This is a genomic window from Paenarthrobacter sp. RAF54_2, assembly GCF_052113945.1.
In the GTDB taxonomy this organism is placed as follows: Bacteria; Actinomycetota; Actinomycetes; order Actinomycetales; family Micrococcaceae; genus Arthrobacter.
On sequence record NZ_JBFRDV010000011.1, the window covers coordinates 1 to 24738 of the forward strand.

At 62.1% G+C, this 24738-nt stretch carries 22 protein-coding genes; 6 read left to right on the plus strand and 16 right to left on the minus strand.

The window, feature by feature from the left end; genetic code table 11:
• Window positions 1–413 precede the first annotated feature (413 nt).
• Together aceB and aceA are read right to left on the minus strand one after the other, a co-directional pair.
• Window positions 414–2066, minus strand: a complete 1653-nt coding sequence (aceB, locus tag AB4Y87_RS12455; protein ID WP_442004655.1) for a malate synthase A — start codon at window positions 2064–2066, stop codon at window positions 414–416.
• A gap of 239 nt (window positions 2067–2305) precedes the next feature.
• The gene (aceA, locus tag AB4Y87_RS12460; protein ID WP_442004656.1) at window positions 2306–3628 is read right to left on the minus strand and encodes an isocitrate lyase; all 1323 of its coding nucleotides are present in this window, start codon (window positions 3626–3628) and stop codon (window positions 2306–2308) included.
• Between the two features lie 154 nt (window positions 3629–3782).
• On the opposite strand from aceA, the gene AB4Y87_RS12465 reads away from it, so the two are divergent.
• Window positions 3783–5297: a helix-turn-helix domain-containing protein gene (locus tag AB4Y87_RS12465; protein ID WP_442004657.1), complete on the plus strand. Its 1515-nt coding sequence runs from the start codon at window positions 3783–3785 to the stop codon at window positions 5295–5297.
• 136 nt (window positions 5298–5433) lie between these two features.
• On the opposite strand, the gene AB4Y87_RS12470 is transcribed toward AB4Y87_RS12465, so the two are convergent.
• A complete protein-coding gene (locus tag AB4Y87_RS12470) occupies window positions 5434–6321 on the minus strand; it encodes an SDR family NAD(P)-dependent oxidoreductase (protein WP_442004658.1) in 888 nt (295 codons plus the stop codon).
• A gap of 77 nt (window positions 6322–6398) precedes the next feature.
• Between AB4Y87_RS12470 and AB4Y87_RS12475 the strand changes: the two genes are divergently transcribed.
• Window positions 6399–6893 carry a MarR family winged helix-turn-helix transcriptional regulator gene (locus tag AB4Y87_RS12475; RefSeq protein ID WP_442004659.1) on the plus strand — a complete coding sequence of 165 codons (495 nt, stop codon included), beginning with the start codon at window positions 6399–6401 and terminating at the stop codon, window positions 6891–6893.
• Between the two features lie 162 nt (window positions 6894–7055).
• Here AB4Y87_RS12475 and AB4Y87_RS12480 read toward each other — a convergent pair whose 3' ends face one another.
• Window positions 7056–7670 carry a TetR/AcrR family transcriptional regulator gene (locus tag AB4Y87_RS12480; protein ID WP_442004660.1) on the minus strand — a complete coding sequence of 205 codons (615 nt, stop codon included), beginning with the start codon at window positions 7668–7670 and terminating at the stop codon, window positions 7056–7058.
• Window positions 7671–7979: 309 nt separating this feature from the next.
• Between AB4Y87_RS12480 and AB4Y87_RS12485 the strand changes: the two genes are divergently transcribed.
• Complete coding sequence (locus AB4Y87_RS12485) at window positions 7980–8909, plus strand: cytochrome b/b6 domain-containing protein (protein ID WP_442004661.1); 930 nt, start codon at window positions 7980–7982, stop codon at window positions 8907–8909.
• Here AB4Y87_RS12485 and AB4Y87_RS12490 read toward each other — a convergent pair.
• The 5 genes from AB4Y87_RS12490 to AB4Y87_RS12510 all read right to left on the minus strand — a co-directional run bounded on the left by AB4Y87_RS12490 (window position 8906) and on the right by AB4Y87_RS12510 (window position 14681).
• A complete protein-coding gene (locus AB4Y87_RS12490) occupies window positions 8906–9739 on the minus strand; it encodes a hydroxymethylpyrimidine/phosphomethylpyrimidine kinase (RefSeq protein WP_442004662.1) in 834 nt (277 codons plus the stop codon). The genes AB4Y87_RS12485 and AB4Y87_RS12490 overlap by 4 nt on opposite strands.
• Before the next feature lie 93 nt (window positions 9740–9832).
• The gene (locus tag AB4Y87_RS12495; RefSeq protein ID WP_442004663.1) at window positions 9833–10798 is read right to left on the minus strand and encodes a TAXI family TRAP transporter solute-binding subunit; all 966 of its coding nucleotides are present in this window, start codon (window positions 10796–10798) and stop codon (window positions 9833–9835) included.
• Window positions 10791–12206, minus strand: a complete 1416-nt coding sequence (locus tag AB4Y87_RS12500) for a HAMP domain-containing sensor histidine kinase (protein ID WP_442004664.1) — start codon at window positions 12204–12206, stop codon at window positions 10791–10793. The genes AB4Y87_RS12495 and AB4Y87_RS12500 overlap by 8 nt, the downstream gene beginning before the upstream one ends.
• Window positions 12203–12865 (minus strand): response regulator transcription factor, encoded by a 663-nt coding sequence (locus AB4Y87_RS12505; RefSeq protein ID WP_442004665.1) that lies wholly within the window; start codon window positions 12863–12865, stop codon window positions 12203–12205. The genes AB4Y87_RS12500 and AB4Y87_RS12505 overlap by 4 nt, the downstream gene beginning before the upstream one ends.
• 412 nt (window positions 12866–13277) lie before the next feature.
• On the minus strand, window positions 13278–14681 hold the full coding sequence (locus AB4Y87_RS12510) for an MFS transporter (protein ID WP_442004666.1): 1404 nt from the start codon (window positions 14679–14681) through the stop codon (window positions 13278–13280).
• A gap of 658 nt (window positions 14682–15339) precedes the next feature.
• On the opposite strand from AB4Y87_RS12510, the gene AB4Y87_RS12515 reads away from it, so the two are divergent.
• Window positions 15340–15693: a methyltransferase family protein gene (locus AB4Y87_RS12515; protein WP_442004667.1), complete on the plus strand. Its 354-nt coding sequence runs from the start codon at window positions 15340–15342 to the stop codon at window positions 15691–15693.
• A gap of 214 nt (window positions 15694–15907) precedes the next feature.
• Window positions 15908–16618: a queuosine precursor transporter gene (locus AB4Y87_RS12520; RefSeq protein WP_442004668.1), complete on the plus strand. Its 711-nt coding sequence runs from the start codon at window positions 15908–15910 to the stop codon at window positions 16616–16618.
• 33 nt (window positions 16619–16651) lie between these two features.
• Here AB4Y87_RS12520 and tgt read toward each other — a convergent pair whose 3' ends face one another.
• The 5 genes from tgt to AB4Y87_RS12545 form a co-directional block, all read right to left on the minus strand.
• The gene (gene tgt / locus AB4Y87_RS12525) at window positions 16652–17968 is read right to left on the minus strand and encodes a tRNA guanosine(34) transglycosylase Tgt (protein WP_442004669.1); all 1317 of its coding nucleotides are present in this window, start codon (window positions 17966–17968) and stop codon (window positions 16652–16654) included.
• A gap of 48 nt (window positions 17969–18016) precedes the next feature.
• A complete protein-coding gene (locus AB4Y87_RS12530) occupies window positions 18017–18727 on the minus strand; it encodes an SRPBCC family protein (RefSeq protein WP_442004670.1) in 711 nt (236 codons plus the stop codon).
• 91 nt (window positions 18728–18818) lie between these two features.
• Window positions 18819–19826, minus strand: coding sequence for a DUF6707 family protein (locus tag AB4Y87_RS12535; protein WP_442004671.1), 1008 nt, complete (start codon window positions 19824–19826; stop codon window positions 18819–18821).
• Window positions 19827–19935: 109 nt separating this feature from the next.
• Window positions 19936–20475 carry an NUDIX hydrolase family protein gene (locus AB4Y87_RS12540; RefSeq protein ID WP_223935793.1) on the minus strand — a complete coding sequence of 180 codons (540 nt, stop codon included), beginning with the start codon at window positions 20473–20475 and terminating at the stop codon, window positions 19936–19938.
• Window positions 20476–20552: 77 nt separating this feature from the next.
• Complete coding sequence (locus AB4Y87_RS12545) at window positions 20553–21266, minus strand: hypothetical protein (protein ID WP_442004672.1); 714 nt, start codon at window positions 21264–21266, stop codon at window positions 20553–20555.
• 81 nt (window positions 21267–21347) lie between these two features.
• On the opposite strand from AB4Y87_RS12545, the gene AB4Y87_RS12550 reads away from it, so the two are divergent.
• Complete coding sequence (locus AB4Y87_RS12550; protein WP_442004673.1) at window positions 21348–21971, plus strand: YdeI/OmpD-associated family protein; 624 nt, start codon at window positions 21348–21350, stop codon at window positions 21969–21971.
• A 1-nt stretch (window position 21972) separates the two neighbouring features.
• On the opposite strand, the gene AB4Y87_RS12555 is transcribed toward AB4Y87_RS12550, so the two are convergent.
• On the minus strand, window positions 21973–23139 hold the full coding sequence (locus AB4Y87_RS12555; RefSeq protein WP_442004674.1) for an ABC transporter ATP-binding protein: 1167 nt from the start codon (window positions 23137–23139) through the stop codon (window positions 21973–21975).
• Window positions 23136–24737, minus strand: coding sequence for an ABC transporter permease (locus AB4Y87_RS12560; RefSeq protein WP_442004675.1), 1602 nt, complete (start codon window positions 24735–24737; stop codon window positions 23136–23138). Before AB4Y87_RS12560 ends, AB4Y87_RS12555 begins: the two co-directional genes overlap by 4 nt.
• Window position 24738 lies beyond the last annotated feature (1 nt).

The following is a 24738-nucleotide window of genomic DNA, read 5'->3' on the forward strand; positions in this document are numbered from 1 at the left end:
TCCAGAATCGCGTGCTTTTGATCGAGAGTGAAGTGGCTCCGCTTCGAACGACGGGGAGGAACAATAAAATCCATGACGGACCTTTCCCTGCCGCGTGTATCACCTGGTGGGAACAGCAAACCTGTCACACAACAGCCTGACACACACGGAGGAAGCGTCTTGTGTGCAGCAAGCCATCGAATGGGTCGGCCTTTCGCCGTGCCTGCCCGATTCGGGGGTGCGCTGCCGAACGTGCCGTGCGCACGGCATGGTGCGCAGCCAACCATCGAAACGGAGCGAGCGAACCGTCGAGGTGGCATGGAGAAGCCCCGCTGCTGGGCTGCCTCCCCGACCATCGGGGTCACTTGTTGCGAAGAGTGCAGGCAGCCCAGCGTCGGGGCTTGGTTTGTCGCTACCTTTTCAGGTCAGTAGCCCTAGGCGGCGACGAGTTCCTCTTCCGTGGCCTCTTCTCGGGCCTCGGTGAGGAAACGGGCGTAGGCCGGGATGGTCAGGAAGGTGGGGAATTCCTCGGCCAGGGTGACTTCTTCGAAGATGGCGCGGGCGTCGGCGAAGCGGTCTCCGTCGAAGCGTTCCAGCCGGGCGAATTCCTCGTCCAGCATGTCCTGAACCCATTCTCGGCTGATGATGTCGCCGTGATCGGTGATGGCGTGTGAGTGGATCCACTGCCAGAGCTGGGACCGGGAGATCTCGGCGGTGGCGGCGTCTTCCATGAGGTTGTGGATGGCCACGGCTCCGTTGCCGCGGAGCCAGGACTCGATGTAGCGGATGCCTACTTCGATGTTCAGGCGTACGCCGGCTTCGGTGATGGTTCCCTCGGTGCTGGCGATGTCGATCAGGGCGCGGTCGTCGGGGGTGACGTCCTCGCGGGAGCGCTCCAGCTGGTTGGGGCGGTCGCCGAGAACTGAGTCAAAAACTTCGCGGCAGACCGGCACGAGATCCGGGTGGGCCACCCATGAACCGTCGAAGCCGTCGTTGGCTTCACGGGTTTTGTCCGCACGGACCTTCTCGAACGATGCCTGGTTGGCGGCTTCGTCCTTGCGGTTGGGAACAGCGGCAGCCATCCCACCGATCGCCATGGCCCCGCGGCGGTGGCAGGCCCGCACGAGTTGTTCGGTGTAGGCACGCATGAACGGCTGGGTCATGGTCACCTGGCCGCGGTCCGGGAGCACGAAACGCGGTCCGCGGGTGCGGAAGTTCTTGATCAGGGAGAAGATGTAGTCCCAGCGACCGGCATTCAGGCCCGAGGCGTGATCGCGGAGTTCGTACAGGATCTCCTCCATCTCAAACGCGGCCGTGATGGTTTCGATCAGGACCGTGGCGCGGATGGTGCCCTGCGGAATGCCTAGCAGGTCCTGCGCCAGGACGAAGATGTCGTTCCACAGGCGAGCTTCGAGGTGGTTCTCGATCTTAGGCAGGTAGAAGTACGGTCCCTTGCCTTGGGCCAGCAGGCGGCGGGCGTTGTGGAAGAAGAACAGCCCGAAGTCCACGATGCCACCGGCGATCGGCTTTCCGTCGATCAGCATGTGCTTCTCGGGAAGGTGCCAGCCACGCGGACGGACCACGATGGTGGGCAGGTCCTCGGCAGCCTTGAGCTTGTACTCCTTGCCCTCCGGGGACGTGAAATCAATGCGACGCTCCAAAGCATCGGTCAGGTTCAGCTGGCCCTGGATGACGTTGCGCCACGTCGGCGTCGAGGAGTCTTCCATGTCAGCGAGCCAGACCTTCGCACCCGAGTTCAGGGCGTTGATGGTCATCTTCTTGTCCACCGGACCCGTGATCTCCACGCGGCGGTCCTCCAAACCCGGAGCCGGCGGAGCAACGCGCCAGGAAGGATCGTTGCGGATGCCCTCGGTCTGCGGGAGGAAACGGGGATCCTGGCCGGAAGAAATCTGGTTCCGGCGGGCATGCCGGGCCTGCATCAGCTCCTGACGACGATCGGCCGTAGCCCGGTGCAACTTGCCGATGAACTCAAGGGCGTCCGGCGTCAAAACCTCGTTCTGACGGCAAATGGGCTGAGCCGTGATCGTGATGCCATTAATAGTGAAGTTGTCAGTGAAGCTGTTCATTTCAAAACTCCTAAGAAAAGGTTCGACGGCGGCACTTGCCTGGGTTGGTGGGGCCGGGAAGAGAAATCCTCCGCGTGCTATTCCCCGTCCCGGCCGCATGGCCTCGCGGGGCTCGGCCGACGTCCGGGACAGGGCCCCTTTTACGCACGCTTCCGGATTCCCCTTCCCGGCCGATGGCGGTGAGTGCCGCCGTCGTGCCCTGTGGTGAGCGAAGCGAACAGCTCACCTGGGCGTGTTGGTTAATGGAACTGGCCCTCTTCGGTCGATCCGACCAATGCGAGGGTGGATGCGTTCGGGTTGAGCGCAGTAGCGATATCGTCGAAGTAGCCGGTGCCGACTTCGCGCTGGTGCTTGGTGGCGGTGTAGCCGCGGGACTCGGAGGCGAATTCCTTTTCCTGGAGTTCGACGTAGGCGCTCATGCCTTCACGGGCGTAGCCGTGGGCGAGATCGAACATCGAGTAGTTCAGGGCGTGGAAGCCGGCCAGGGTGATGAACTGGAACGTGAAGCCCATGGCACCGAGTTCGCGCTGGAACTTGGCGATGGTGGTGTCGTCCAGGTGCTTGCGCCAGTTGAAGGACGGGGAGCAGTTGTAGGAGAGCATCTGGTCTGGGAAGTCGGCCTTGACCGATTCGGCGAACTTGCGGGCAAGCTCCAGGTCCGGGGTGCCCGTCTCCATCCAGATGAGGTCGGAGTACGGCGCGTAGGCCTTGGCGCGGGCGATGCAGGGTTCGATGCCGTTGCGGACCTTGTAGAAGCCCTCGGCCGTACGTTCACCAGTGATGAATTCCTGGTCGCGCTCGTCGACGTCGGAGGTGATTAGCGTTGCTGCTTCGGCGTCGGTGCGGGCGATAACGACGGTTGGAGTGCCGGCGACGTCGGCCGCGAGGCGGGCTGCGTTGAGGGTCCGGATGTGCTGCTGGGTGGGGATCAGGACCTTGCCGCCGAGGTGGCCGCACTTCTTTTCGGATGCGAGCTGGTCTTCCCAGTGAACGCCCGAGGCGCCTGCGGTGATCATGGATTTCATGAGTTCGTAGGCGTTGAGCGGGCCACCGAAGCCGGCTTCGGCGTCGGCGACGATCGGGACGAGCCAGTCTTCAACGGTCTTGACGCCCTCGGCGTATTCGATCTGGTCTGCGCGGAGCAGCGCGTTGTTGATGCGGCGGACAACCTGGGGTACCGAGTTGGCCGGGTACAGGGACTGGTCCGGGTAGGTCTGGCCCGAGAGGTTTGCATCAGCGGCGACCTGCCATCCGGAAAGGTAGATGGCGCGGAGGCCGGCCTTGACCTGCTGAACGGCCTGGTTGCCGGTCAAGGCACCGAGGGCGTTGGTGTAGCCGCCGGTGGGAGCTTCCTCGGTCAGCTGCTTCCAGAGCTTTTCCGAACCGCGACGGGCCAGGGTGTGCTCTTCGGAGACGCGACCACGGAGGCGGACGACGTCGGTGGCCGAGTAATCACGGGTGACGCCTTCCCAACGCGGGTTGGCGGACCATTCAAGTTCCAGCGCTGCTGCCTGCTGCTCTGCAGTCTGTGCCGATTCTGCTGGTTCAAATGATGCGGTCATTGCATTCTCCTAATATCCAAGCGGGGCTCCCCGGGCCGGCCTCCGCTGCGCCGTTGCTGCATCGGCCGGCTTACCCGGGCTCTGTATTTCTTTTTCGTAAGACCTACTTTTCTGTACTTACAACAGGCTTTCTAGAGGAAAACTATGGAAAGAAATGCACTTCTTCGCGTATTCTCAAGAAATGTCCCCTGTGAGCTGGAATCGCGAAGTCGCGCCGCCGTCGTCGTCCACGACGTCCCCCGAACTGGACGTCATTAGCCTCGGCCGCCGCGTGCGCCATCTGCGCAAGCAAGCCGGCCTTACGCTGGACGACTTGAGTGCCGCCGTCGGGACCGCGCCGAGTCAGTTGAGCCTGATCGAAAACGGTAAGCGCGAACCCAAATTGGGGCTCCTTCAGCAACTCGCCGCGGCCCTCAATGTGAGTATCGATCAGCTGTTGGGGGCCGAGCCGCCCAGCCGCCGTGCGGCCCTGGAAATCGAGCTGGAACGATACCAGCGCGGACCCCTGTACGAGTCGCTGAACCTGCCGAAAATCCGCATCAGCTCGCGGCTTCCGCTGGATGTGCTGGAGTCGCAAGTGGGGCTGCTTCAGGAGCTCGAGCGCAAGCTAAATGAGCAGGTCGCGACGCCGGAAGAAGCGCGCCGCGCGAACGGCGAGTTGCGTGCCATGATGCGCGAGCGCGGTAACTATTTCCCGGAGTATGAGGCCGAGGCACAGAAGGTCCTCAAAGGGGTCGGCTACACCACTGGGCCGCTCAGCCAGCATGTCATTGCGGACATCGCCGAGAACCTCGGATTTTCGTTGCACCACGTGGGCGATTTGCCCCATTCCACCCGGTCAGTGACGGATTTGAAGAACCGCAGAATTTATCTAACGCAGAACCAACGCCAGGATCACGATCCGCGTTCCGTGCTGCTGCAGGCGCTTGGCCATTACGTCCTGGGACATGAAACTCCCCGGAACTACGGCGATTTTCTGGCACAGCGAGTGGCCACCAACTACTTCGCCGCGGCTCTGCTGTTGCCCGAGCATGCCACCGTTGAATTCCTCCAAAAAGCCAAGGCAGCGAAAGAAATCGCTGTGGAGGACATCCGCGACGCCTTCGCTGTGTCCTACGAGACCGCCGCCCACCGCTTCACCAACCTGGCCACCAAGCACCTGGGCATCACCACGCACTTCCAGAAGACACACCAGTCAGGCATCATCTACAAGGCCTACGAGAACGACGGCGTCACCTTTCCGCAGGATCACACGGGCGCCATCGAGGGGCAGCCATCGTGCAAGGCCTGGACGTCGCGGGCAGTGTTCGACGTGCCGGACAAGTTCAGCGCGTACAGCCAATACACGGACACGCCTTCCGGTACTTATTGGTGCACGGCCCGAACCGAGCGCTCGGCTGCTGGTGAGTTTTCCTTGAGTATTGGGGTGCCGTATCAGCATGTGAAATGGTTCCGTGGGCGCGAGACCACTGCCCGTGCTACCTCGACCTGCCCTGACCCGAACTGCTGCAAGCGGCCACCTGCCTCACTCGCGAACGAGTGGTCCGGCAACGCCTGGCCGTCCGCCCGGGCTCATTCGCATCTGCTTGCAGCGATGCCTCCCGGCGCGTTCCCCGGCGTGGACGAGACCGAGGTGTACAGCTTCCTGGCGGCCCACTCCGAGCGCTGACGCTCTCTCACATCGTGCCTGCTTTTCCCCAACGCTCTCTCACATCCTGACGGTCTTGGGCTGGATGTTCTATCACGTCCTGCGGGTTTTTCCCCGATGCTCGGTCACTTCCCGACCGTTTTGGCGGGATGTTCTCTCACCTGCTGGCGACATCACCGTCACGTGATGCGGCAAGCAACTGCTCCGTGTGCTCCCATAGCTGCCTGCACAAGTTTGGGTCATCTGCCGGGTGAACCGGCGTGAGGCGCTTCGTGTTCCGCCTTGTGTAGTAGCCGCCGCTTTTTCCTGAGAATGTGGAGTCGCTGGCAAGTTTGATGGTGAGGCCTGCGCCGCGTTCGGGATCCCCAATATGAAGGTGAGCGAGGATCTTCTCCATCAGTGGCGCGAACCTGAGTTCCCGCCCTAGGCCCGTGACGTTGAAGCCAGGGTCTACGCAGTTGGCACTGACTCCGGTCCCCTCCAGACGTCGGGCCAATTCCAACGTGAACATGATGTCCAAAAGTTTGCTTTTCCCATACACCGCAGAAGAGCCTCGCGCGGAAAAAGGGGAAGTATCGGTGAGATCCCCAGGGAGAGCCAGGGATCCATGCCGACGTGACGCCTCCGAGGCGACATTCACGATCCGAGCATTCGGTGTGGCTTTGAGGGAGGGAAGCAGTTCCTGCGTAAGTATCCACGGTGCCAAGTAGTTGACGGCCATCATCTCCGGAAACCCATCCGCCGTGATGCGCTGCTCGAAGGCGTGGAGGCCAGCGTTGTTTATCAGGACGTCGATCTGGTGGTACCGCTGTGCCATCTGACGGCCGACGCGTCGGACGTCTCCCGTGCGCGAGAAGTCCGCTGTGAAGAAATCCACTGAAGTCCCAGGTGCCGAGAGTTCGATTTCGGCCGAGACTGCGGCTGCGCGCTCGGCATCCCGGGTAGTCAGCGCCAGACGGGCGCCCCGTCTGGCCAATTCGATGGCTACGATGCGGCCCAAGCCGCTTGTTGCTCCTGTCATGACAATCAGAGGTGTGGAACGCAAAGGTTTCTCCTTCGGCAGGGCTTCGAGGCGGCTGGGATATAGTGGGGATTTCCTAACCATAAGGAGTTAATGTGGAAATGTCCATCAGTTCTAGTGTTCCCAACGACGACAAGAATTCAGGCCGCCGCGATCTCGAACTCGCCCTCGGCTCAGAATTGAGCGCCCTTCTGAGCGCATCAAGGGTTCTTACCGAGCGGAGTGCTGCGGCATTTCACCCGGATCTCCAGCCTGCTGCGTTTCATCTCGCTCGATGGCTCTTCTCTTACGGGCCGGTAAAGCCAAGCACCCTGGCAGAGTCCGTTGGGATGGACCGAAGTTCCACCAGCAGCCTGATCCGATCCATGAAAGCACTCAACCTGCTCAAAGGCACGCCTGACCCCAGTGACAAGCGAGCCGTCATCGTGTCGCTCACTTCTGAAGGAGAAGCCCGGGTCAAGAAAGCCCTGGATTTGCGTGGAACTTCGTTTTTCGACCGAATCAAGGACTGGAACGACGCCGACGTCGAGACCCTCGCCAGACTACTCCACGCCTTTAATCACCCATCCGGCAAGAGCTCAGCAGAAGATTGGTAGCGCTCGCTATAGGAGTGATGTGACAGAGCATCGGCGGGAACGGGCCGGGACGTGAGAGAGCATCGGCCGGAACGCGCCCGGATGTGAGAGAGCATCGGTCGGAAAGAGCCGGGATGTGAGATAGCGTCCGGGAAAAGGCATCGGGATGTGAGAGAGCGATGGCTAGTGAACCAGCCGCGCCACCAGCACTGCCGCAGCCTCAACGACGTCGTCCGCCTGCCGCTTGGATGAACTCAAGGCGACCTCGTGTCCGGCCAGAGTGATGATGTCCGTGATGACCGCGACCGTGAGCTTTCCCAGAGTGTCATCGCTGGCTCCCAGCAGCACGGAGTTTTGGCGGACCCACTCGCGTCCACGTTCCCGTCGCAGTACCTCGAACCCCGGGGGAGTGTCTCCCTCGATGAACACCCGCTCCAATGCGCGGTGCGTCCAGGTGTAATCGAAATAGCTGCGGCTGCCCACGTTGAACAGTGCCAACGGATCGTTCTCGCCTGACGTGCGGGCCTTGGCTACAGCAGCGGCGACGAGCCTTTCATGTTCGTTTTGGTAGTCATCCCACAGGGCCAGGAAGAGTTCGGTCTTGCCCCCGAAGTGGTGATACAGGCTGCCGACGCTTGACCCGGAACGGGCAACGACGTCCGAAATGTTGGCATCGGTGAAGCCGTGCTCACAAAAAACTTCCCTGGCCGCATCCAGGAGGCTTCTTCGGGTGGCGGCTGTCCGGGTCCATTGCCACGAGCCGGCATGGACTGCCACGTTGGAGGTTTTCCGAACCAAGGATGCTCCCTTCGCCGCGACATGCAGTTTGCCGGAGTGTCGCCGGGCTTCTTTCTGGAATCGTACCTTCACCAAGTCCGAAACTTGAAGCAATCAAACCCCTTGACCATCAATCAACTAAAGGAAAGAATCTTAGAAGCTCGTTCTAGAAATATGTGTTGCAGTATGTATCCGAATGCTGCGATTTTTGACGTCAAACGCCCCGAAACCCGGGTGCCGTTTTCACCGTCGCGCTGCAACTGGTTGAATCGCTATGAGAGAGCGCCAACTGGTCGCACGCCAAACAAAGCCAGAGAGGAACGCGGCCTGATGTCCGTTTCAAGCAAGTCGTCCGGGATCACGTCGAACAGGTGGTTCAAACCCGTCGTCGTTACCGCCATAGCTTTGGTGGTGGCGCTGATCCTGGTGCTCATCGCGCAGTGGCTCCGGACGCTCCAACCCGTCCAACAGTTCCTGGTGGACTACCCCGGACACTCAGCGATCCCCGAAGGCACCCCCACGGGCTTCCCGGCCTGGCTCGGTTGGCAGCACTTCCTCAACATGTTCTTCCTGGTCCTGATCATCCGCTCTGGCTGGCAGGTGCGGACCACCACCAGGCCGCCGGCTTACTGGACCCGGAACAACAAGGGCTTCATCAAGACCAAGAACGCGCCGGCCAAGATCAGCCTGGATCTCTGGTTCCATCTCACGCTGGATGCCTTGTGGGTGTTGAACGGCATCATTTTCATCGTCCTGCTGTTCGCGACCGGCCAATGGCTGCGGATCATCCCCACCAACTGGGACGTCTTCCCCAACGCCCTGTCCGCAGCGCTGCAGTATGCCTCCTTGAACTGGCCCATCGAGAACGGCTGGAACAACTACAACAGCCTTCAGCTCCTGACGTACTTTGTCACCGTCTTCATCGCCGCCCCGCTGGCAATCATCACCGGCGTTCGGATGTCCGGTGCGTGGCCGAAAAAGGCGGCGATCAACAAGTTCTACCCGATCGAACTCGCCCGCCAGATCCACTTCCCGGTGATGATCTACTTTGTGGCGTTCGTGATCGTCCACGTCACCTTGGTCTTGGCCACCGGTGCGTTGAACAACCTGAACCACATGTACGCCTCGAACAACGACTACAGCTGGTGGGGCTTCGGCATTTTCGCCGCCTCAATCGTCTTCACGGCCGCCGCCTGGTTTCTGGCCCGCCCGCTGTTCCTGCGCCCGGTCGCCTCGCTGATGGGCAAGGTCTCGCGCTAGCGGGGTCCGCCCTGCCACAGGGCATCGAACGGAGCACCCGAGGACACGCGATTCTGGATGCCGGCTGTGACGAACGCCTTGGCGGTGCGGGCAGCTTCCAGTGGCGTGGCGCCCTTGGCCAATTCAGCCGTCACGGCAGCAGCCAGGGAGCAACCGGCACCCGACACAGCCACGTCGCCAACCTTGGGACTGCGCAGGACTTCCAGCGTTTCGCCGTCATAGTAAACGTCGACGGCGTCAGGGCCTTCCAGCCTCACCCCACCTTTGGCGAGGACTGCTGCGCCGCTGATCTCGTGAATGCGAATGGCAGCGGCTTTCAACGATTCTTCGTCAGTGATGCTGAGTCCGGACAGGGATTCGGCCTCAAAGTGGTTCGGGGTGACGAAGGTAGCCAAAGGTAGGATCTGCGCTTTCAAAGCCTGGTCAGTGTCCAAGGCGTGGCCCGGCTCCTGTCCCTTGCAGATCAGGACCGGATCAAGGACTACGTTCGCGAAAGAGCCATCGGACAACGCCTGCTCCACTGTGCTGATGGTTGCCGGGCTTCCGAGCATGCCGATCTTCACGGTGTCCAGCACGGAAGGTGCGCCGGAAGCGGGACCGTAGGCCGCCGTCGTGGCTTCCAACTGGTCCGCGATGACCTGCTGGTCAACCGGAACAAAGCGGTGCTTCCAACTGTCCTGGGGGTTGAAGGAAACGATGCACGTGAGGTTCGCGATGCCGAAAACCCCCAGTTCCTGGAAGGTCTTGAGGTCGGCCTGCGCGCCGGCGCCGCCGGTCGCTTCGGAGCCGGCGATGGTCAGTGCAATGGCAGGGGCAACGGCTGAAGTCATGTCTTCCATCTTGCCAGCTCGCCGTCGGGGAGCCGATTTCGGCCCGGCTAGCCGATTTCGCCCGTGCCGTTAGGGCGGCGGCGCACGTAACCCCTAGCCGTGCAAGCGGCGGTAGGCTGCCTCGGCGGCTGGGTGAAGGGGCACGCCTGCGGTGTTGATGAGCGTCTCAGGGCTGAGGAATTGCACTCCGGTGCTCGTCTTCGGGACCAGGTCCTGAGCCCGTTCCACCAGGAGTCTCACGGTCTCCGAAACCAGGTGGTCAGCGAGGTCGCTGCGGCAAAGGAGCAGGTTGGCCACGCCCACGGTCCATGTTGCATCGGCGTCCCCGTAGCTCTTCGCGGGGATCAGGACGCGATCATAGAAAACGCCGAATTGTTCACGCATGGCTTTGATGTGCTCGGAGAGGTCGATCAGCCGAAGGCCAATGTCATTGGCGGTTGATGCGATGGCAGCGGTTGGCACGCCGCCGGACCAGAACAGGGCATCAATGGACCCGTCCCGCAAGGCGGCCAACCCTTGGTTCAGGCCGAGATTCACCTGCCTGAGGCCCATGTCTGCAGGAGCTGCAGAGATGATGCGCGGAACGGTCAGCGATGTGCCCGAGCCTACTTCGCCAACACCGGCGGTCTTGCCAGCCAGGTCGGCGAAGGAACGGAGAGTGCTGTCCTCGCGCACGATGCAATGAACATAGTTTTGGTACACCTTTCCCAGCGCCACAAGATTCCCCCCGGGCTGCTGGGTGGCCGCAGCCTGGGCAGCTGCGTCCGCGAGCGCGACGGCAAACGTCGCCTCGCCGGACAACACGCGCCGGATGTTCTCCAGGCTTCCGCCAGTGGTCAGAGGCACGGCGGTTTCGGCTACACCCTCGCGTTGGAGCAACTCCGCGAACAACGTTGCGAACTCCAGGTAAAAGCCACCTGGTTCACCGCCGGCGACCGTTAACTTTTGCGGCTTCTCCTCGGGGGTGCAAGCGGTCCAGACCGGCAGCAGAAGTCCAGCCAAACCAGCTGATAGCCCGGCTCTGAGAACAGCCCGCCTTGGTAGGATCCTGCTACTCATCCTGATCACCCTGAGGCTGCCGGAATTCAAGCCGTGCCGTCAATCCGTGTGGTTGTCTTCCCTCGAGCACAAGCTCACCGCCGTTCGCATGCGCCAAACGGTCCACGATCGTCATGCCCAAACCGTTTCCTGCGATCTTGCTGTGCTGCGGCGCCCGCCAAAACCGCGTCGTGGAGGCAGTGCGTTGCTCGGCGGAAAGCCCGGGACCGTCGTCGGAAATCTCGACGGCGACCCCTCCTGGCGTCCGCCTCATTGCCACCGTGATCCGGGCGGCGGGGGCGTACTTGATGGCGTTGGCCAGAAGCTCACCCACCATATGTGCCAGCTCGTCCGGATTGCAGGCGACGTGGAGCGGTTGCTCCGGCTGCGCCAGCGTGATCGTCGAGCCAGCGCGTTCAGCAGCCGGCATCGCCCGCTCCACTTCTCCCTGCAGGACAGGGAAGGGGTCAACGACGGTGTGGTGTATGTGCTCAACTTCCTGGTGCACGCGCGCCGAGCCCTCGAAGGCGCGGTGTTCCGCCGTCGCCAGCTTCAGCACGCCGTCGAGAATTGCCTCCACACGCTCAAGTTCAGCAACCACGCCGGCCGCGGCGGCTTTTTCGGGCTCGGACTTCAGTGCCAGCTGCAGCAGATCGATCCGGAGCCGCAAGGCACCCACTGGATTCCGTAGTTCGTGCGATGTGTCGGCGATCAGTTGGCGCTGCGAATCGATGCTCTCGGTGACAGTGTTGGCCATCGCGGTGAACGAACGGCTCAGCTCCCTGAGCTCGGGTGGGCCGGCGTCGGGAAGATGGCTCGTCTTGCCCGTCGTCTCAAGTTCGTGAACGGCTTTGCTCAGGCGATGGACCGGCCGCAGGACCCAGCCGGTGAGGCGGGCCGCGGCCAGGAGGAGGAGCGCACCGAGCGCCACCGCGGCAAGCCCGACGACGAGCCACCGCTCCCGTAGTTTCTGCCGGGCCGCTTCGGGGTTGACTTCAAGGACGGCCTCACCAAGCACCTGGCTGGCTGTGCCGAAGGACCTCGAGATAACCTCCGTCCCGGATCCGAAGGGCCTCAGCGGGCTGAGCGTGGTGTCGCTGAGGTTCAGGCTGGCCCGGTTCAGTGCGTCACTGACTTCGGCACGGTCCTCGCTGAGTCCGCCCGAGCGGACTGTCTGCTGCTGTAAGCGGATCAGGATCCCCTCGCCGTAGAGCTCGGAATAGCGGTCCATTTCGCGTTGCAGCAGGGTGGTGTCGTTGTCCAAAGAAGCATCATTGGCGAGCTGGGCGAAGCGGTTCAAAGACGTGACCCGGTTGATCTGGAGTTCCTGGGCAAGCTCCCTGCCGGCCGATGTCAGTATCACGCTGGACACGGTGACCACTATGAGCACTGCGATCACGCTCAGGATGGCCAGGACACGGATTTTCACGGCTGCTCGACGCGGTAACCGACCCCGCGGACGTTGATGATGAAGCCGGGTAGTTGGAGCTTGGACCGGAGGCCGGTGAGGTGCACGTCGAGGGACCGGGAATTTGCCAGGAAGGCATCACCCCAGAGGGCATCGAGGATCTGTTCCCTGGTCACCACTGACCCCGCGTTCCTTGCCAGGAGGCTGAGGAGTTCGAACTCTGTTGCGGTCAGGGAGAGTTCCCTTTCGCCCACAGATGCCATCCTTCGGTCCAGGTCCACACTGACGTTTCCCACCTGGATGTTGTGGGGCGCCGACTGCCCGGCACGGTTGGTACGGCGAGTCACTGCCTCGATCCTCGCCAGCAATTCCACGAGTTTCACAGGTTTGACCAGGTAGTCATCTGCCCCGGAACGCAGACCCAGGACCACGCTGCGCTCGTCGTCGCGCGCCGTGAGGATCAGGATGGGAATTTGCGTGACCTGACGCAGTTTCCGCAGGACGTCCAGGCCGTCCAAGTCCGGCAAACCGAGATCGAGCAGGATCACCTCGTGGTGCCGATGCCCCAGGAGTGCGTCCTCGCCGCGGGATACCCTGGTGGCTTTGTGGCCGGCGGATGCAACGGCAGCGCTCAAAGCGGACGCCATCGCGTCGTCATCCTCGACGATGAGCACGTGCACTGTGTGATCCTTTGCCGCTTGGTTGGTGGGCTTGTGCCCGTTGGTTGGACGGGGTTGGTTGGTCGGTTGACGGCTGATGGGTGACGGTTGGAGGCCCGATGGTCCGTCTTGGAGATTACTCCCTTCCTCGCCGATCCGCCTTCCAGCGCCGGCGCGCCCCCGGTTCCCAACCCGCCGTCGTACGTTCTCTCACGTCGTGCGCCGTTTGCCGGAACGTTCTCTCAGGTCGTGCGCCGTTTGGCAGGACGTTCTCTCACGTCGTGCGCCGTTTGGCGGAACGTTCCCTCACGTCGTGCACCGTTTGGCGGAACGCTCTCTCACGTCCCGCGGCCGCCGGGTTAACGTTGCGAGGCCCGCTCTGCGCCCCTCGGAGTGACCAAAGAGCGCAGAACGGGCCTCACAAGCGGCAGGGTTAGGCCTTGGCGAGATCCTTCTTGTCCTCGTCGGCGTCGCGCGAAGCAGAGCCTTTCGCGGCGAACGCGCTTCCCTGCTCGGCGTCCAAGTGCGTGGCCTTCTTGTTCTTCAGCGCGAAGATGTACACCAGCAGCGAGATGAAGATCGCGGCAGTCACGTAGGTGAAGAACATGTCCACCTGCCCAGCCTTCTGCAGAGCGGCGCCTATCAGCGGGACCGTGCCACCGAACAGCGAGTTCGCGATCGCGTATCCAAGACCAACACCCAGGGCGCGGATCGATGCCGGGAAAAGCTCAGCCTTCACGAGCGCATTGATCGACGTGTAGCCACCCACCATCAGCAGACCGCCGAGCATGAGCAGGAACGCCATGAACGGATCCTTGGTTCCGGACAGCGTGGAGAGCAACGGCCACGTGAACAGTACGCCCGTGACCCCGAACCAGATGAGCAGCGGTTTGCGGCCAATCTTGTCCGAAATCAAGCCATAGACCGGCTGCAGCAGCATGAAGATGAACAAAGCCCAGAAGTTGATGACGGAGGTATCGGTCTTGGCGATGCCGGACGTATCATTCATGAACTTCAGGATGAAGTTGGTGTACGTGTAGAACGCCACCGTGCCACCGAGCGTGATGCCAATGCAGATGAGCAGCGGCTTCCAGTGCTTGGTGAACAGCAGCTTCATGGTCCCCGGCTGTGCCTCGCCTTCAACCTTCACATGGGCGGCGCGGAGCTGATCCGCGGAAAGCGTTTCTTCCATGGAACGGCGAAGCCAGAGCACGACCAACGCAGCGACGCCACCGATAGCGAATGGAATCCTCCAGCCCCAAGCCGTCAGGTCTTCCTTGCTCATGGTGTTCTGCAGGATCACGAGCACCAGGAGCGCCAGCATCTGCCCGCCAATGAGTGTTACGTACTGGAAGCTGGAGAAGAAGCCACGGCGCTTGGCAGTGGCAGCCTCAGACATGTAAGTGGCGCTGGTGCCGTATTCGCCGCCGACTGAGAAGCCCTGCACAACCCTGATGAAGACCAACAGGATCAATGCCCAGAGCCCAATCACGTTCTGGGTTGGCAGTACCGCGATGGCGAACGAACCGGCCGACATCATGGTCACACTGAGGGTCAGCGCAGCCTTGCGGCCCTTGCGGTCGGCGTAGCGGCCGAAGAACCAACTGCCGATTGGACGCATGAGGAACGACGTCGAGAAGACCGCCATAGCTTCGAGGCCAGCCTGCAGATCGTCCGAGGAGTTGAAGAAGTGCGACTGGAAATACGCCGCGAAAACCGTATAGACGTAGAGATCGAACCACTCCACGAGGTTGCCCGCGGAGCCTTTGAGGATGTTGCTCACGGCCTTGCGTGTCTGTGCGGCCTCGCTGAGGGGCGCAGCTTGTTGGGTGCTCATCAATGAACCTTCCTGGACGGCGCCTGCGATGGCAGCCGTGTCTTGCATGAGTTCGTTCTGTCCATGAAGCTCTTGCTCATGGCGTCCTTGCGCATGGCTCTTCGTCGACTAAGAAAGGTCCTCCATGGGTGAAGAGGACATAATCCAAACTATTGGTGATGCAGGGCACAGCCAACGCTGGAAGCGATTTCCTAACACTTCCTTAGGTTTCAAGCCCCTGAACGCCCTAAACGACGTGAACACCCTGAACGACGTGAACACCCTGAACGACCTGAACGCCCGACGGCGGTGTGCGGCTTTGCTTTGATCCCGCCTTTGCGCTGTGGCCCCTTCCGGATGTTCTCTCACATCCTTTGGCCTTTTGGCAGTTCCTCCGTCACGTCCTGATCGGTTTGGGCGGATGTTCTCTCACATGCTGACCGCTTTCGGCGGTTGCTCTCTCACGTCCCGTTCACTTGCTGCGGACAAGAGCGGATCGCGGGGTTACTGTTCAGGTATGGCGACTATTTCTCAGCCATCCCCGACCCCTCGGCTCACCTTGAGGAGGCTATTCAGGAACCTGCCACTCCCGCCGGGCCAAGTGACCGGAATGACCGTGATGGTCCTTCTCGGAAGGGCTAGCCCGTGGTCGTTGCCGGGGTCCGACACGCTTCACCGGATGGTGGGTTCCGGGCTGCTGGTGATTGGCTGTGGGCTGAATGCCTGGGCCTTGGCCGAACGAGACCGCCGCTCCACGGGCAGTTTCGATTTGGAGAGGCCTGAGGAACTCGTGACAAGCGGTCCTTATGCAATGACCCGCCATCCTATGTACGTGGGGTGGTGGCTCATCCATTTGGGTGCGGGGACACTCGCCGGTTCATCATGGGTGCTCGTGACATTGCCGGTCGGAATGCTCGTGGACCAGATGGGCGTGCTGCGTGAAGAGGCTGCACTCTTGGAGGCCTTTGGGCGGCCCTACGCGGAATACGAGAAAAGGGTTCGCCGCTACCTAGGCACAAGATCACGACGCTGATGACTGCTGTGCACTTCGGGGTGTGAAAGAACGTTCCGCAGAAACCGGTCAGGATGTGAGAGAAGATCGGTGGAAACCGGTCAGGATGTGAGAGAACGTTGGTGGGTGGGACAATAAAGCTGGTGTCGGGCTGAGCCCCACCAACAACAGTGCTAATACAGCCGGGTGCCTGAACCAACAGCGCCCGCGCGAACCACTACGAAATGGATGACCCATGCCCTCGCCTTCCGGCTCCAGCACCTTGAGCAAGCCTGCACCCCGCTTCGCTTCGATCGGATCCCCGTACTTTGGCATCATGCTCGCCATCATGGCCGTGGTGCTGATCCTGTCCAATATCGGCGCATCCAAGGGCGTCGTGCTTGGTCCGATCATCACCGATGGCGGATTCTTCCTGTTCCCCCTGGCCTACATCCTGGGCGACGTCATGAGCGAGGTTTACGGCTTCAAGGTGGCGCGCAAGGCCATCATTACCTCGTTCGCTCTCTCAGTCTTTGCTTCACTCTGCTACTGGGTGATCATCGTGCTGCCTGGCTTCACGGATGAGTACGGAACCGCCAAGCAAGCGGCTATCGAAGGCGCACTTGGCCCGGTCCCGCAGATCGTGCTCGCTTCACTTCTGGCCTTCCTGGCCGGGCAGACCATCAACTCGTGGATCCTGGTGAAAATGAAGGAGCGCACGGGCGAGAAGACTTTGTGGGCACGGCTCATGGGTTCATCCGTTGTGGGCGAATTCGTGGACACCTTGATCTTCTGCAGCATCGCGGCCTCGGTCATCGGCATCACGGACTTTGGCATGTTCGCCAACTACGTTCTGGTGGGCTTCGTCTACAAGACTGGCGTGGAGTTCCTGTTCGTCCCGATCACGGTGTTGGTGGTCGGCTATATCAAGAAGCGCGAGCCGAGCTACGGGCCGGTCGCAGCCTAAGGAACCCCGCGAGACCTGCCACGCCAACCAGAGCTACGAGTAGTACCGGCCCAGCGTCTCCGCCTTGAACTCGAAGAAGTCCCCGGACTCGATGGCCAACCGCGCATCGTCCACCATCTTCACCACGAAGCGCTCGTTGTGAATGGAGATCAGAGTGGCCGAGACCATTTCCTTGGCCTTGTACAGATGGTGGATGTACGCGCGCGAGTAGTTTCCGCACGTGTAGCAGTCACAGCCGTCCTGCAGTGGTCCGAAATCGGCCTTATAGCGGGCCCCGGAGAGGTTGAACCGACCAGACGGGGTATAGAACGCTGAGTTCCGGGCCACGCGGGTGGGCGAGACGCAGTCGAAGGTGTCCGCGCCGTTCTCGATTGCCGTGAAGATATCGTCCGGCTCGGAAATGCCCAGCAGGTGCCGTGGCTTGTCCTCGGGGAGTTCCTCGTTGCACCAGCGCACAATCGTGCCCAGGTTCTCCTTTTCCAGGGCACCGCCGATCCCGTACCCGTCAAAAGGCATGGCCCCGAGGTCCCGGCAGGCCTTTCGCCGGAGGTCCTCGTATTGTGCACCCTGGATCACACCAAACAGTGCCTGGTACGGCTTTCCCACCCGGGAAACAGTCAAATGGGCATGCTCTTCCAAGCACCTCAGGGCCCAGAGCCGTGTCCGTTCCAGCGACTCCTCCTGGTAGGCCCGGGAGTTCTGCAACGTGGTCAGCTCGTCGAACGCGAACATGATGTCAGCGCCGATCTGATGCTGGACCTGCATGGAGATCTCAGGGGAGAAGCGGTGCCGATCCCCGTTAAGGTGCGACTTGAACCACACGCCGTCGTCATCAATGTGTGCCAGCCGTTCCTTGCCGGGTGCCACCGCGTCATCGGGGCCGGAGGTGTCCACATTCTTCATGTCGATGACCTTCTTGAACCCCGATCCCAGGCTCATCACCTGGAATCCGCCGGAATCGGTAAACGTCGGCCCGGACCAATTCATGAAGGCGCCCAGGCCGCCGGCGGCATCGAGGATCTCAGGGCCCGGCTGCAGGTACAGATGGTAGGCGTTGGCCAGTACTGCCTGCGCGCCGAGCCCGGCAATGGACTCGGGCAGCACGGCCTTGACTGTTGCTTTGGTCCCGACGGCGATGAACGCGGGCGTCTGGATTGTTCCGTGCGGCGTGGTGATGGTTCCGGTCCGGCCCAGGAATGTGCCGCCATTGGCATTGATCAAGGCGTCCGACGGCGAAGACGTTTCGGTCAGGCGCTGGCCCACCGAAAACGAGAACTCGGTTTGCCGTGAAGAAGGGCCCGGCAAGGCAGTGGACGGAGGAGACGAGGGCAGGAAAGCGGAAGCTGGCACGCTACCAAGTGTGCCAGCTTTACCCCGGGTAACCTGCGGAACCCGTCCTCAGGAGTTGTAGTTCTCAGCCTTCCAGTTATCCCAGGAGGACCTGATGTCCGCCAAAGTGTGGGCCCCCAAATCGTAGGTGGAGGCAATCACCATGGAACCGCCGTCGGGCCTTTTCTCGGGGATCGGCAGCTGCTCTGCAACGATCAGCAACCCGTCGCCGTGCTCTGCGTAGCTGTGCACTGTGAGGCCCACCTGGTGACGGCTCTTGAACCAGACCTTGCCGGAAATCTCCTCACCGGTGGAAAGTGTGAGCGAATACTCGTCGCCGACCGGCGGGAGGTCGCCAAGCCCCAGCTTTTCGATGGCGAGGCCACCACTTCCCGGAAGGGACACGAAGTGGGTGCGCCGCTGAGCATGAGGGTGTCTCTCGAGGGCGAAACGGAGTTGTTGCAGGAAGGTCAGCCAGCCCTGCGTGATGTCCTCGTCCCATTCCGCCCACTCGGAGTCATGGTCCAGCGCGGCGCGGGTGACTTTGACTTCAGTGCCGCCGGAAACAGGGTGGAGCTCAAACTCATCCCCGGCGTGGACAGTCAGTTTGGTGTGATCCGCATTTTCCACAACATCCGGGTGGAAGTAGATCTGTTTGATTTCATCGGCGAGGTCATCGGCTTCCCATCCGTGCCATTGAGCCACCAGGGAGGGTTCGCGCAGCATTGTCCAAACCTGCTGCGCGTCGGCATTAATCACAACGCTCAGATTGTTCGTCATGGCCCCGAATCTACCGCCGTTCGCGTCCGTAATACAGGTCTTGAAGTTTACAAGTGCCGGGACTAGGCGGGTTGGTCAGGGCACTGCTCTTTCAGGCCCGCACAGCGTCCAGTTCGACGCCGATGCGTCGGCCCAGCTCCTCTTCTCCGAGTGTCTCGGATCCACCGTGGGCCCGCAGGAACAACAGGGACTCCAGACGGAGGAACCGCCATTCGCGCTCGGCTTCATGATTGCCGTTATCGATCGCGCGGAAGATTTCCTTGTCGTACAAATTCGGTTCGTTCAGGGCGCGTTGGCGGACCTTCGCGGCGATTCGGGCCTTGAAAGGGTCTGTTTCCTCAGACTCATGGGCCCGCAGCAATTTCTCGTAGACGGCCGCGCGTTCGGTTTGCCCGCCCTCCCGGCAGATGAAGCTCGAGAGTGCCAGGGCGCGTTCGATCGACGCCCAGCGGTCGGGGTTGCCGTCAAAGGGAAGCACGTTCAGGAGATCCGCCACAGCCAGGGCGTTGTCCGGATCGCGCAGCACGATGCAAAGATCGAACGCCAGGTTACTGAGATCCCGGAGGCAGCTGCCGGATTTGGTGTTGATGCCCTTCGCAAGCCTTTCGGCGAGCACCTGAACGCCGTTCTTGCCCTTGTGATTGGCGACGGCGGCCCGCACCACGGCTTCTGGCGTCCCGTCCGGCTCGGGGATCAGCGCGAGCTCTTCGGGGACGGGCGTGGTAACCGCAGGAGGCGTTTCCGGGCGTGGGGGAACGACGACGGCGGAACCCGCTGCTGCGTCAGAGTCGCCTTCCAGCGAGGTGCTGGACTCCGCGTCGGCTTCGGATTCAGGCAGGCGGACGGCGGCTTCGGGCGCGGCCGAGCCGGCGGAAGCTCCGTCACCCACTGGCACACTGGAGCCAACAGCGATCCGCACCGTCCCGCCGTCGACCGTTGTCACCAGCAACAGCGCGGCAACACCATAATCATCGTTTTGAACCTCTATGCTGCCGATTTCCTCGGCAGGCCCGTCTCCGGGCAGGAACACAAAGTCTCCGGGTTGCAGGTCCCCAGCCTGCTTTTCGCGGTATTGCTGTGAGGCTGGGCTGTGAGTCATCGGAAGTCCTTTGGTTCTCTTGCGGTCCGCCGTCCAGTCTACAAACTCCAGCCGCCGCAGGACGCGGGACCCGCTAAAGGACGCTGCCGAACTAAAGGACGATGACGGACTATAAGACGATGCCGGAGAAGGCCAAAGCTTGGCGCACGAGGTTCCCGCGGCCACCCTCGAACTCCTGTTGAACGTCGTCACTCAGGACTTCCTGCGGCGTCATCCACGTGAGTTCCAGCGCGTCCTGGCGCGGTTCGCATTCGCCGGTGACGGGGATGATGAAGACCAACGACACCGCGTGTTGACGGTCGTCGGTGAAGCCTGTCTGGGACGGGGCGGGGAAGTATTCGGCCACGGTGAAGGGAACCGGGCTGATGGGCAGTTGCGGGAATGCGAGGGGGCCAAGGTCCTTTTCCATGTGCCGCAGCAGGGCTGCCCGGATGGTTTCACGGTAAAGCACGCGGCCGGAGACGAGGTAGCGCACCATGTTGCCGTCGGCGTCGCCCTGCAGGAGGGAGCCGACTTCATTGACGTACCCGAGCGGATCCAGGCGAACGGGGACTGCCTCCACGTAGACCATGGGAAGGCGGCCGCGGGCTTCGAACAGGTCTTCGTCGGAAAGCCAGCCTGGATACGGGTCGGGTGTACGTACGCTCATGGTTAAGTTCTACCGCATCCCCAGCCGAAGTTTGGTGGCAGCGGCGCCGTGGCTGCGGGGTTACGCTCTCGGCTGTATTACGCGGCCGGGACTGGTGACTTCTCCACGACAATCGAAGCCGGCGCCGCGCCACTCACAGCATCCGGGTTGGCGACGTACAGGACGTCTTCGGTGATCCTGGCCTCGATGGCCGCAGCCTTAAGGCGCTCCAGCAGTGGTTCCAAATCGCCGTCGTACTCAAACGCGAGGTCCCCGTTGGTGGCGTCCGCACCGTGGATGATGCGCAGTATGCCGCCGTTCTTGGTGGTGAAGGTCGCCGATTCATCATCCGAGGTGCGGGGCCGGGCGCCGATGTTGCGCAAAACATTTCCGGAGAACGCCACCAAAGGGCTCACCCACGTCCCTGCCACCGTGAGTGCTGGGTCGGCATCACTGGATGTGGCCCAGCTGCCATCTGCTGCCCGTCGCGCGGGGAAAGCAAAGAACTCGAAACCGTCATCGGCCGAGATACGCACCGTGGGCCCGTAGGAGGCCTGATGGAGCTCTGCTTGACTGCCCTCTTCCTCAGTACGGCGTGCGAACTCCTCCAAATTCCCTACCTCGACACTGAAGATCGTGTAACCATCCAGTGGGTGGCCGTGCTCCAGCCGACCCATCGCGAGGCGACCCGAGCCGGCGTCGAACTCCTGCCAGTCGCCGTCGTCCACCGTCTTCACCAAACCCAGCGCCTGCAGCAGCGTGGTCCACTGCTCAAAGTGCGATGTGTAGTGGATGGGGCGGGCTCGCAACATGGGTCCTCCTGGGCTGGCTTCGCTGGCACTCCGGCTTCTGACCTCCACACTATGCGGTCGGGTTTGCCGCAGAATGAATCCATGCCCATCGAGCTCGAAGAATTGATCGTCAAGGACGCGGCCGAATGGCGTGCGTGGCTTGAGGCGCACGCTGCCGACAGCCCGGGTGTGTGGCTGGTCCTGCATAAAAAGGGTGGGAACGTCACGGAGCTGGATTACGACGCCGCGCTGGACGAGGCGCTGTGCTTCGGCTGGATCGACGGCCAATCAAAAAGCCGCGACGCCGACAGCTTCTTCCAGCGCATGACACCCCGGGGGCGCCGGAGCATCTGGTCAGCACGAAACGTCGGGCACATCGCCCGCTTGGACCAGGAAGGCAAGATGACCGCAGCGGGATGGGCCGCCGTCGACGCCGCCAAAGCCGATGGGCGTTGGGAAGCTGCCTACGCCGGTCCTGCGGATTCAGTGGTTCCCGATGATCTCGCAGCTGCCATCGCCGCTGTTCCGGAGGCGCAGGCCATGTTCGATGTCCTGACCTCCCAGAACCGCTTCGCCCTCATACACCGGACCAACCTCGTCAAAAGGGCAGACACGAGGGAGCGGAAGATCGCTGGTTTCGTGGAGATGCTTGCCCGGCACGAGGCGCCATACCCGCAGAAGAAGCGTCCGGCCTCGGAGCCCAGGCAGGCTTCCCAGCGCGGATAACTCAGGCCTCGGGCGCGAACGCCACGCCTTCGCCCACGACGCGAAGGCAGAGTTCGGTGCCGGGCTTCGTGATGGACGCGTTCCAGTGCCGGATGGTGATGATTTCCCCTCCGCCGGGGTAGCGGTGGCCATTTCCGGACAGGACGCCGTCCGCCGCGGTGTAAGCGCCGAGCCTTATTCGGACGGTCGTTTCAGGGCCGAAGTAGTCCGTGTCCACAACCACGCCGCGGATCGGGCCGTCCGGTGCGATGCGGATCTGCTCCGGGCGGAGCATGAGCTGCACCTTGCCCTGTGCTGGTGGCCGGCGGACGGGAATCCCGCCCAGGGAACACGTGGCCAGGGACCCTTCCATCCAGGCATCCAGGATCACGGCGTCGCCGAGGAACTCTGCTGTGGCGCGGTCGGCTGGGCGTGTGTAGACCACAAACGGGTTGCCGATCTGTGCCAGCTTTCCGCCGCGCATGATGGCTACTTGGTCGGCAAAGGAAAGGGCTTCGGCTTGGTCGTGCGTTACGAGGATGGTTGTCACGCCTGCCGCATTGAGCACCTTGGCCACCGCTCGCCGAGTAGCTACGCGAAGCCCGGCGTCTAGCGCTGAGAACGGCTCATCCAGCAGCATGAGCTCCGGTTCGCGGGCCAGGGCACGTGCCAGGGCAACGCGCTGTTGCTGCCCGCCTGACAACTGGTGCGGACGCCGCTTCGCCATGGAGCCGTCCAACGACACCATTTCGAGCAGTTCCTGGACGCGGGAAGCAACGGCCCGGCGGCCGCCGTCGAGCTTTCCGGAATCCAGCCCAAAAGCGACGTTCTGTCCCACGGTCAGGTGCGGGAAAAGCGCTCCATCCTGGGCGACGTATCCCACCTGCCGTTTGTGCGCAGGGAACCACACTCCATTGCCCGCAACCGTTGAGCCGTTCAGGGAGATCGTCCCGGTGTCTGGGTGCTCGAAGCCTGCGATCAAGCGAAGCAGTGTAGTTTTGCCCGAGCCGGAAGGACCAACAATGGCCGTGGTTCCGCCCTTGGCCACGGAAAGATTGACTCCCTTCAGCACAGCCTGGGAACCAAAATTCTTTGTGACCTCAGAGATGTCCAAGTGCGTGTTGGTGGTGGGCACAATGGACGGCGCCACGCGGGGTGACGGGAGCCTGGGTGGAGATTGTTCGGTCACTGTCCGGCCACTTTCTTGGACTGTTGGAAAAGAAGGTAGGTCATCGGGGCGGAAAGCACGATCATCAGCAGCGCATAGGGTGCGGCGCCTGTGTAGTCGATCTCGCTGCTCTTGCTCCAGAACTCTGTTGCCAGGGTGCGGGTTCCATTGGGCGAGAGAAGAAGCGTGGCCGTGAGTTCGTTGACGATGGCCAGGAAGACAAGCGCAGCCCCGCCTGCCGCCGCCGGTGCGGTGAGCCGCAAGGTCACCCTGAAGAAGGACACCAGCGGAGCTTTGCCAAGGGATTGAGCGGCTTCATCGAGCTCTTTGGGGGCCTGGGCCAGTCCGGAGCGGATGTTGACCAGCGCCCGGGGAAGGAAGAGGAGAACATAGGCGGCCACCAGCACGCTGGCACTTTGGTAGATGCCGGGAACTGCGCGGATGCTGACGGTGACGAAGGCGAGGCCCACCACGATTCCGGGCAGGGAGCTGGTGACGTAGTTGGACAGTTCGAGCATCTTGCTGAACCAGCTGGGATGCCGAACCGCCAAGTAGGCCATGGGAAAAGCCACGATTGTGGTTACGGCGGCACCGGCAGCGCCGTACACGAGGGTCTGCAGCAGCGCGGGCATGAATTCGTCGGCGGCCCATACCTCAGCACCTCCGGCAAAAAGCCAGCGCAGGACGAACCAGAGAGGAAGCCCAAACGCCAGCGCAGTCAGCGCGAGCAAAGCGAGCTGCGCCGGGGCTTGGTATCCGCCCAGGGGCGCCCGAGTTGCTTTGGCCTGGGCACCTGAGCCGATCCGGGCATAGCGGGCCGTGCCTCTGCTCTTCACTTCGGCAACGAGCAGAAGCAGGCAGAGGAAGACCAGGACGCTGGCCAGCATGTTTCCAGCGGCACCGTTGAACGTCGACTGGAACTGGACCATGATCGCCGTCGTGAAGGTATCAAAGCGGATCATTGCGAAAGCGCCGTACTCCGCAAGGAGGTGCAGGGCGACCAGCAACGCACCTCCGGTCATTGCGATACGAAGCTGGGGGAGCACCACTCGGAAGAACACGGCCCAGGAACCCAAGCCGAGCGACGCGGCGGATTGTTCGATCGCCGGATCCAAGCGCCCCAGCGTGGCGGCGGCGGGAATGTAAACCAAAGGGAAATAGGAGAGGGTGGCGATCAGCACGCCGGACCAGATGCCTTCCATTGAAGGGACGGCCGATACCCATGCGTAGCTGTTGACGAAGGCGGGAATGGCAAGCGGTGCCGCCAGTGCAACTGCCCACCAGCGGCTCCCGCGTAGCCTGGTGCGCTCAACCAGCCAAGCGCCACCCACCCCAAGAATGAGGCACAACGGCACTGTCAGGACCATCAACATGATGGTGTTCAACAGCAGCTCGCCTACGCGGGGGCGAACAATGAGTTCGACGGCGGTGTCCCAGCCTGTCGCTGCCGTCATGAAGATGACGTAGCCCAAGGGCATCAGGGAAAACAGCGCGATCAACACCGCCAGCAACGACACCGTGGAAACGCCGAATGGCGGGCGAGGACGTTTGCCCTTGCCCGCCGTCGTCGTGCTCCCTGCCGACTGTGGAATGTCGGGAGCCGATAGTTCAGTGCTCACA

What these genes read in the sequence shown, in the direction of transcription:
- AB4Y87_RS12515 (WP_442004667.1), top strand. Translation starts at nt 15,340, where the DNA reads ATGGTGGGTTCCGGGCTGCTGGTGATTGGCTGTGGGCTGAATGCCTGG.
- AB4Y87_RS12540 (WP_223935793.1), bottom strand. Translation starts at nt 20,475, where the DNA reads ATGAGCGTACGTACACCCGACCCGTATCCAGGCTGGCTTTCCGACGAA.
- aceB (WP_442004655.1), bottom strand. Translation starts at nt 2,066, where the DNA reads ATGAACAGCTTCACTGACAACTTCACTATTAATGGCATCACGATCACG.
- AB4Y87_RS12490 (WP_442004662.1), bottom strand. Translation starts at nt 9,739, where the DNA reads ATGACTTCAGCCGTTGCCCCTGCCATTGCACTGACCATCGCCGGCTCC.
- AB4Y87_RS12465 (WP_442004657.1), top strand. Translation starts at nt 3,783, where the DNA reads ATGCACTTCTTCGCGTATTCTCAAGAAATGTCCCCTGTGAGCTGGAAT.
- AB4Y87_RS12530 (WP_442004670.1), bottom strand. Translation starts at nt 18,727, where the DNA reads ATGACGAACAATCTGAGCGTTGTGATTAATGCCGACGCGCAGCAGGTT.
- AB4Y87_RS12545 (WP_442004672.1), bottom strand. Translation starts at nt 21,266, where the DNA reads ATGTTGCGAGCCCGCCCCATCCACTACACATCGCACTTTGAGCAGTGG.
- AB4Y87_RS12485 (WP_442004661.1), top strand. Translation starts at nt 7,980, where the DNA reads ATGTCCGTTTCAAGCAAGTCGTCCGGGATCACGTCGAACAGGTGGTTC.
- aceA (WP_442004656.1), bottom strand. Translation starts at nt 3,628, where the DNA reads ATGACCGCATCATTTGAACCAGCAGAATCGGCACAGACTGCAGAGCAG.
- AB4Y87_RS12550 (WP_442004673.1), top strand. Translation starts at nt 21,348, where the DNA reads ATGCCCATCGAGCTCGAAGAATTGATCGTCAAGGACGCGGCCGAATGG.
- AB4Y87_RS12510 (WP_442004666.1), bottom strand. Translation starts at nt 14,681, where the DNA reads ATGAGCACCCAACAAGCTGCGCCCCTCAGCGAGGCCGCACAGACACGC.
- AB4Y87_RS12520 (WP_442004668.1), top strand. Translation starts at nt 15,908, where the DNA reads ATGCCCTCGCCTTCCGGCTCCAGCACCTTGAGCAAGCCTGCACCCCGC.
- AB4Y87_RS12495 (WP_442004663.1), bottom strand. Translation starts at nt 10,798, where the DNA reads ATGAGTAGCAGGATCCTACCAAGGCGGGCTGTTCTCAGAGCCGGGCTA.
- AB4Y87_RS12535 (WP_442004671.1), bottom strand. Translation starts at nt 19,826, where the DNA reads ATGACTCACAGCCCAGCCTCACAGCAATACCGCGAAAAGCAGGCTGGG.
- AB4Y87_RS12475 (WP_442004659.1), top strand. Translation starts at nt 6,399, where the DNA reads ATGTCCATCAGTTCTAGTGTTCCCAACGACGACAAGAATTCAGGCCGC.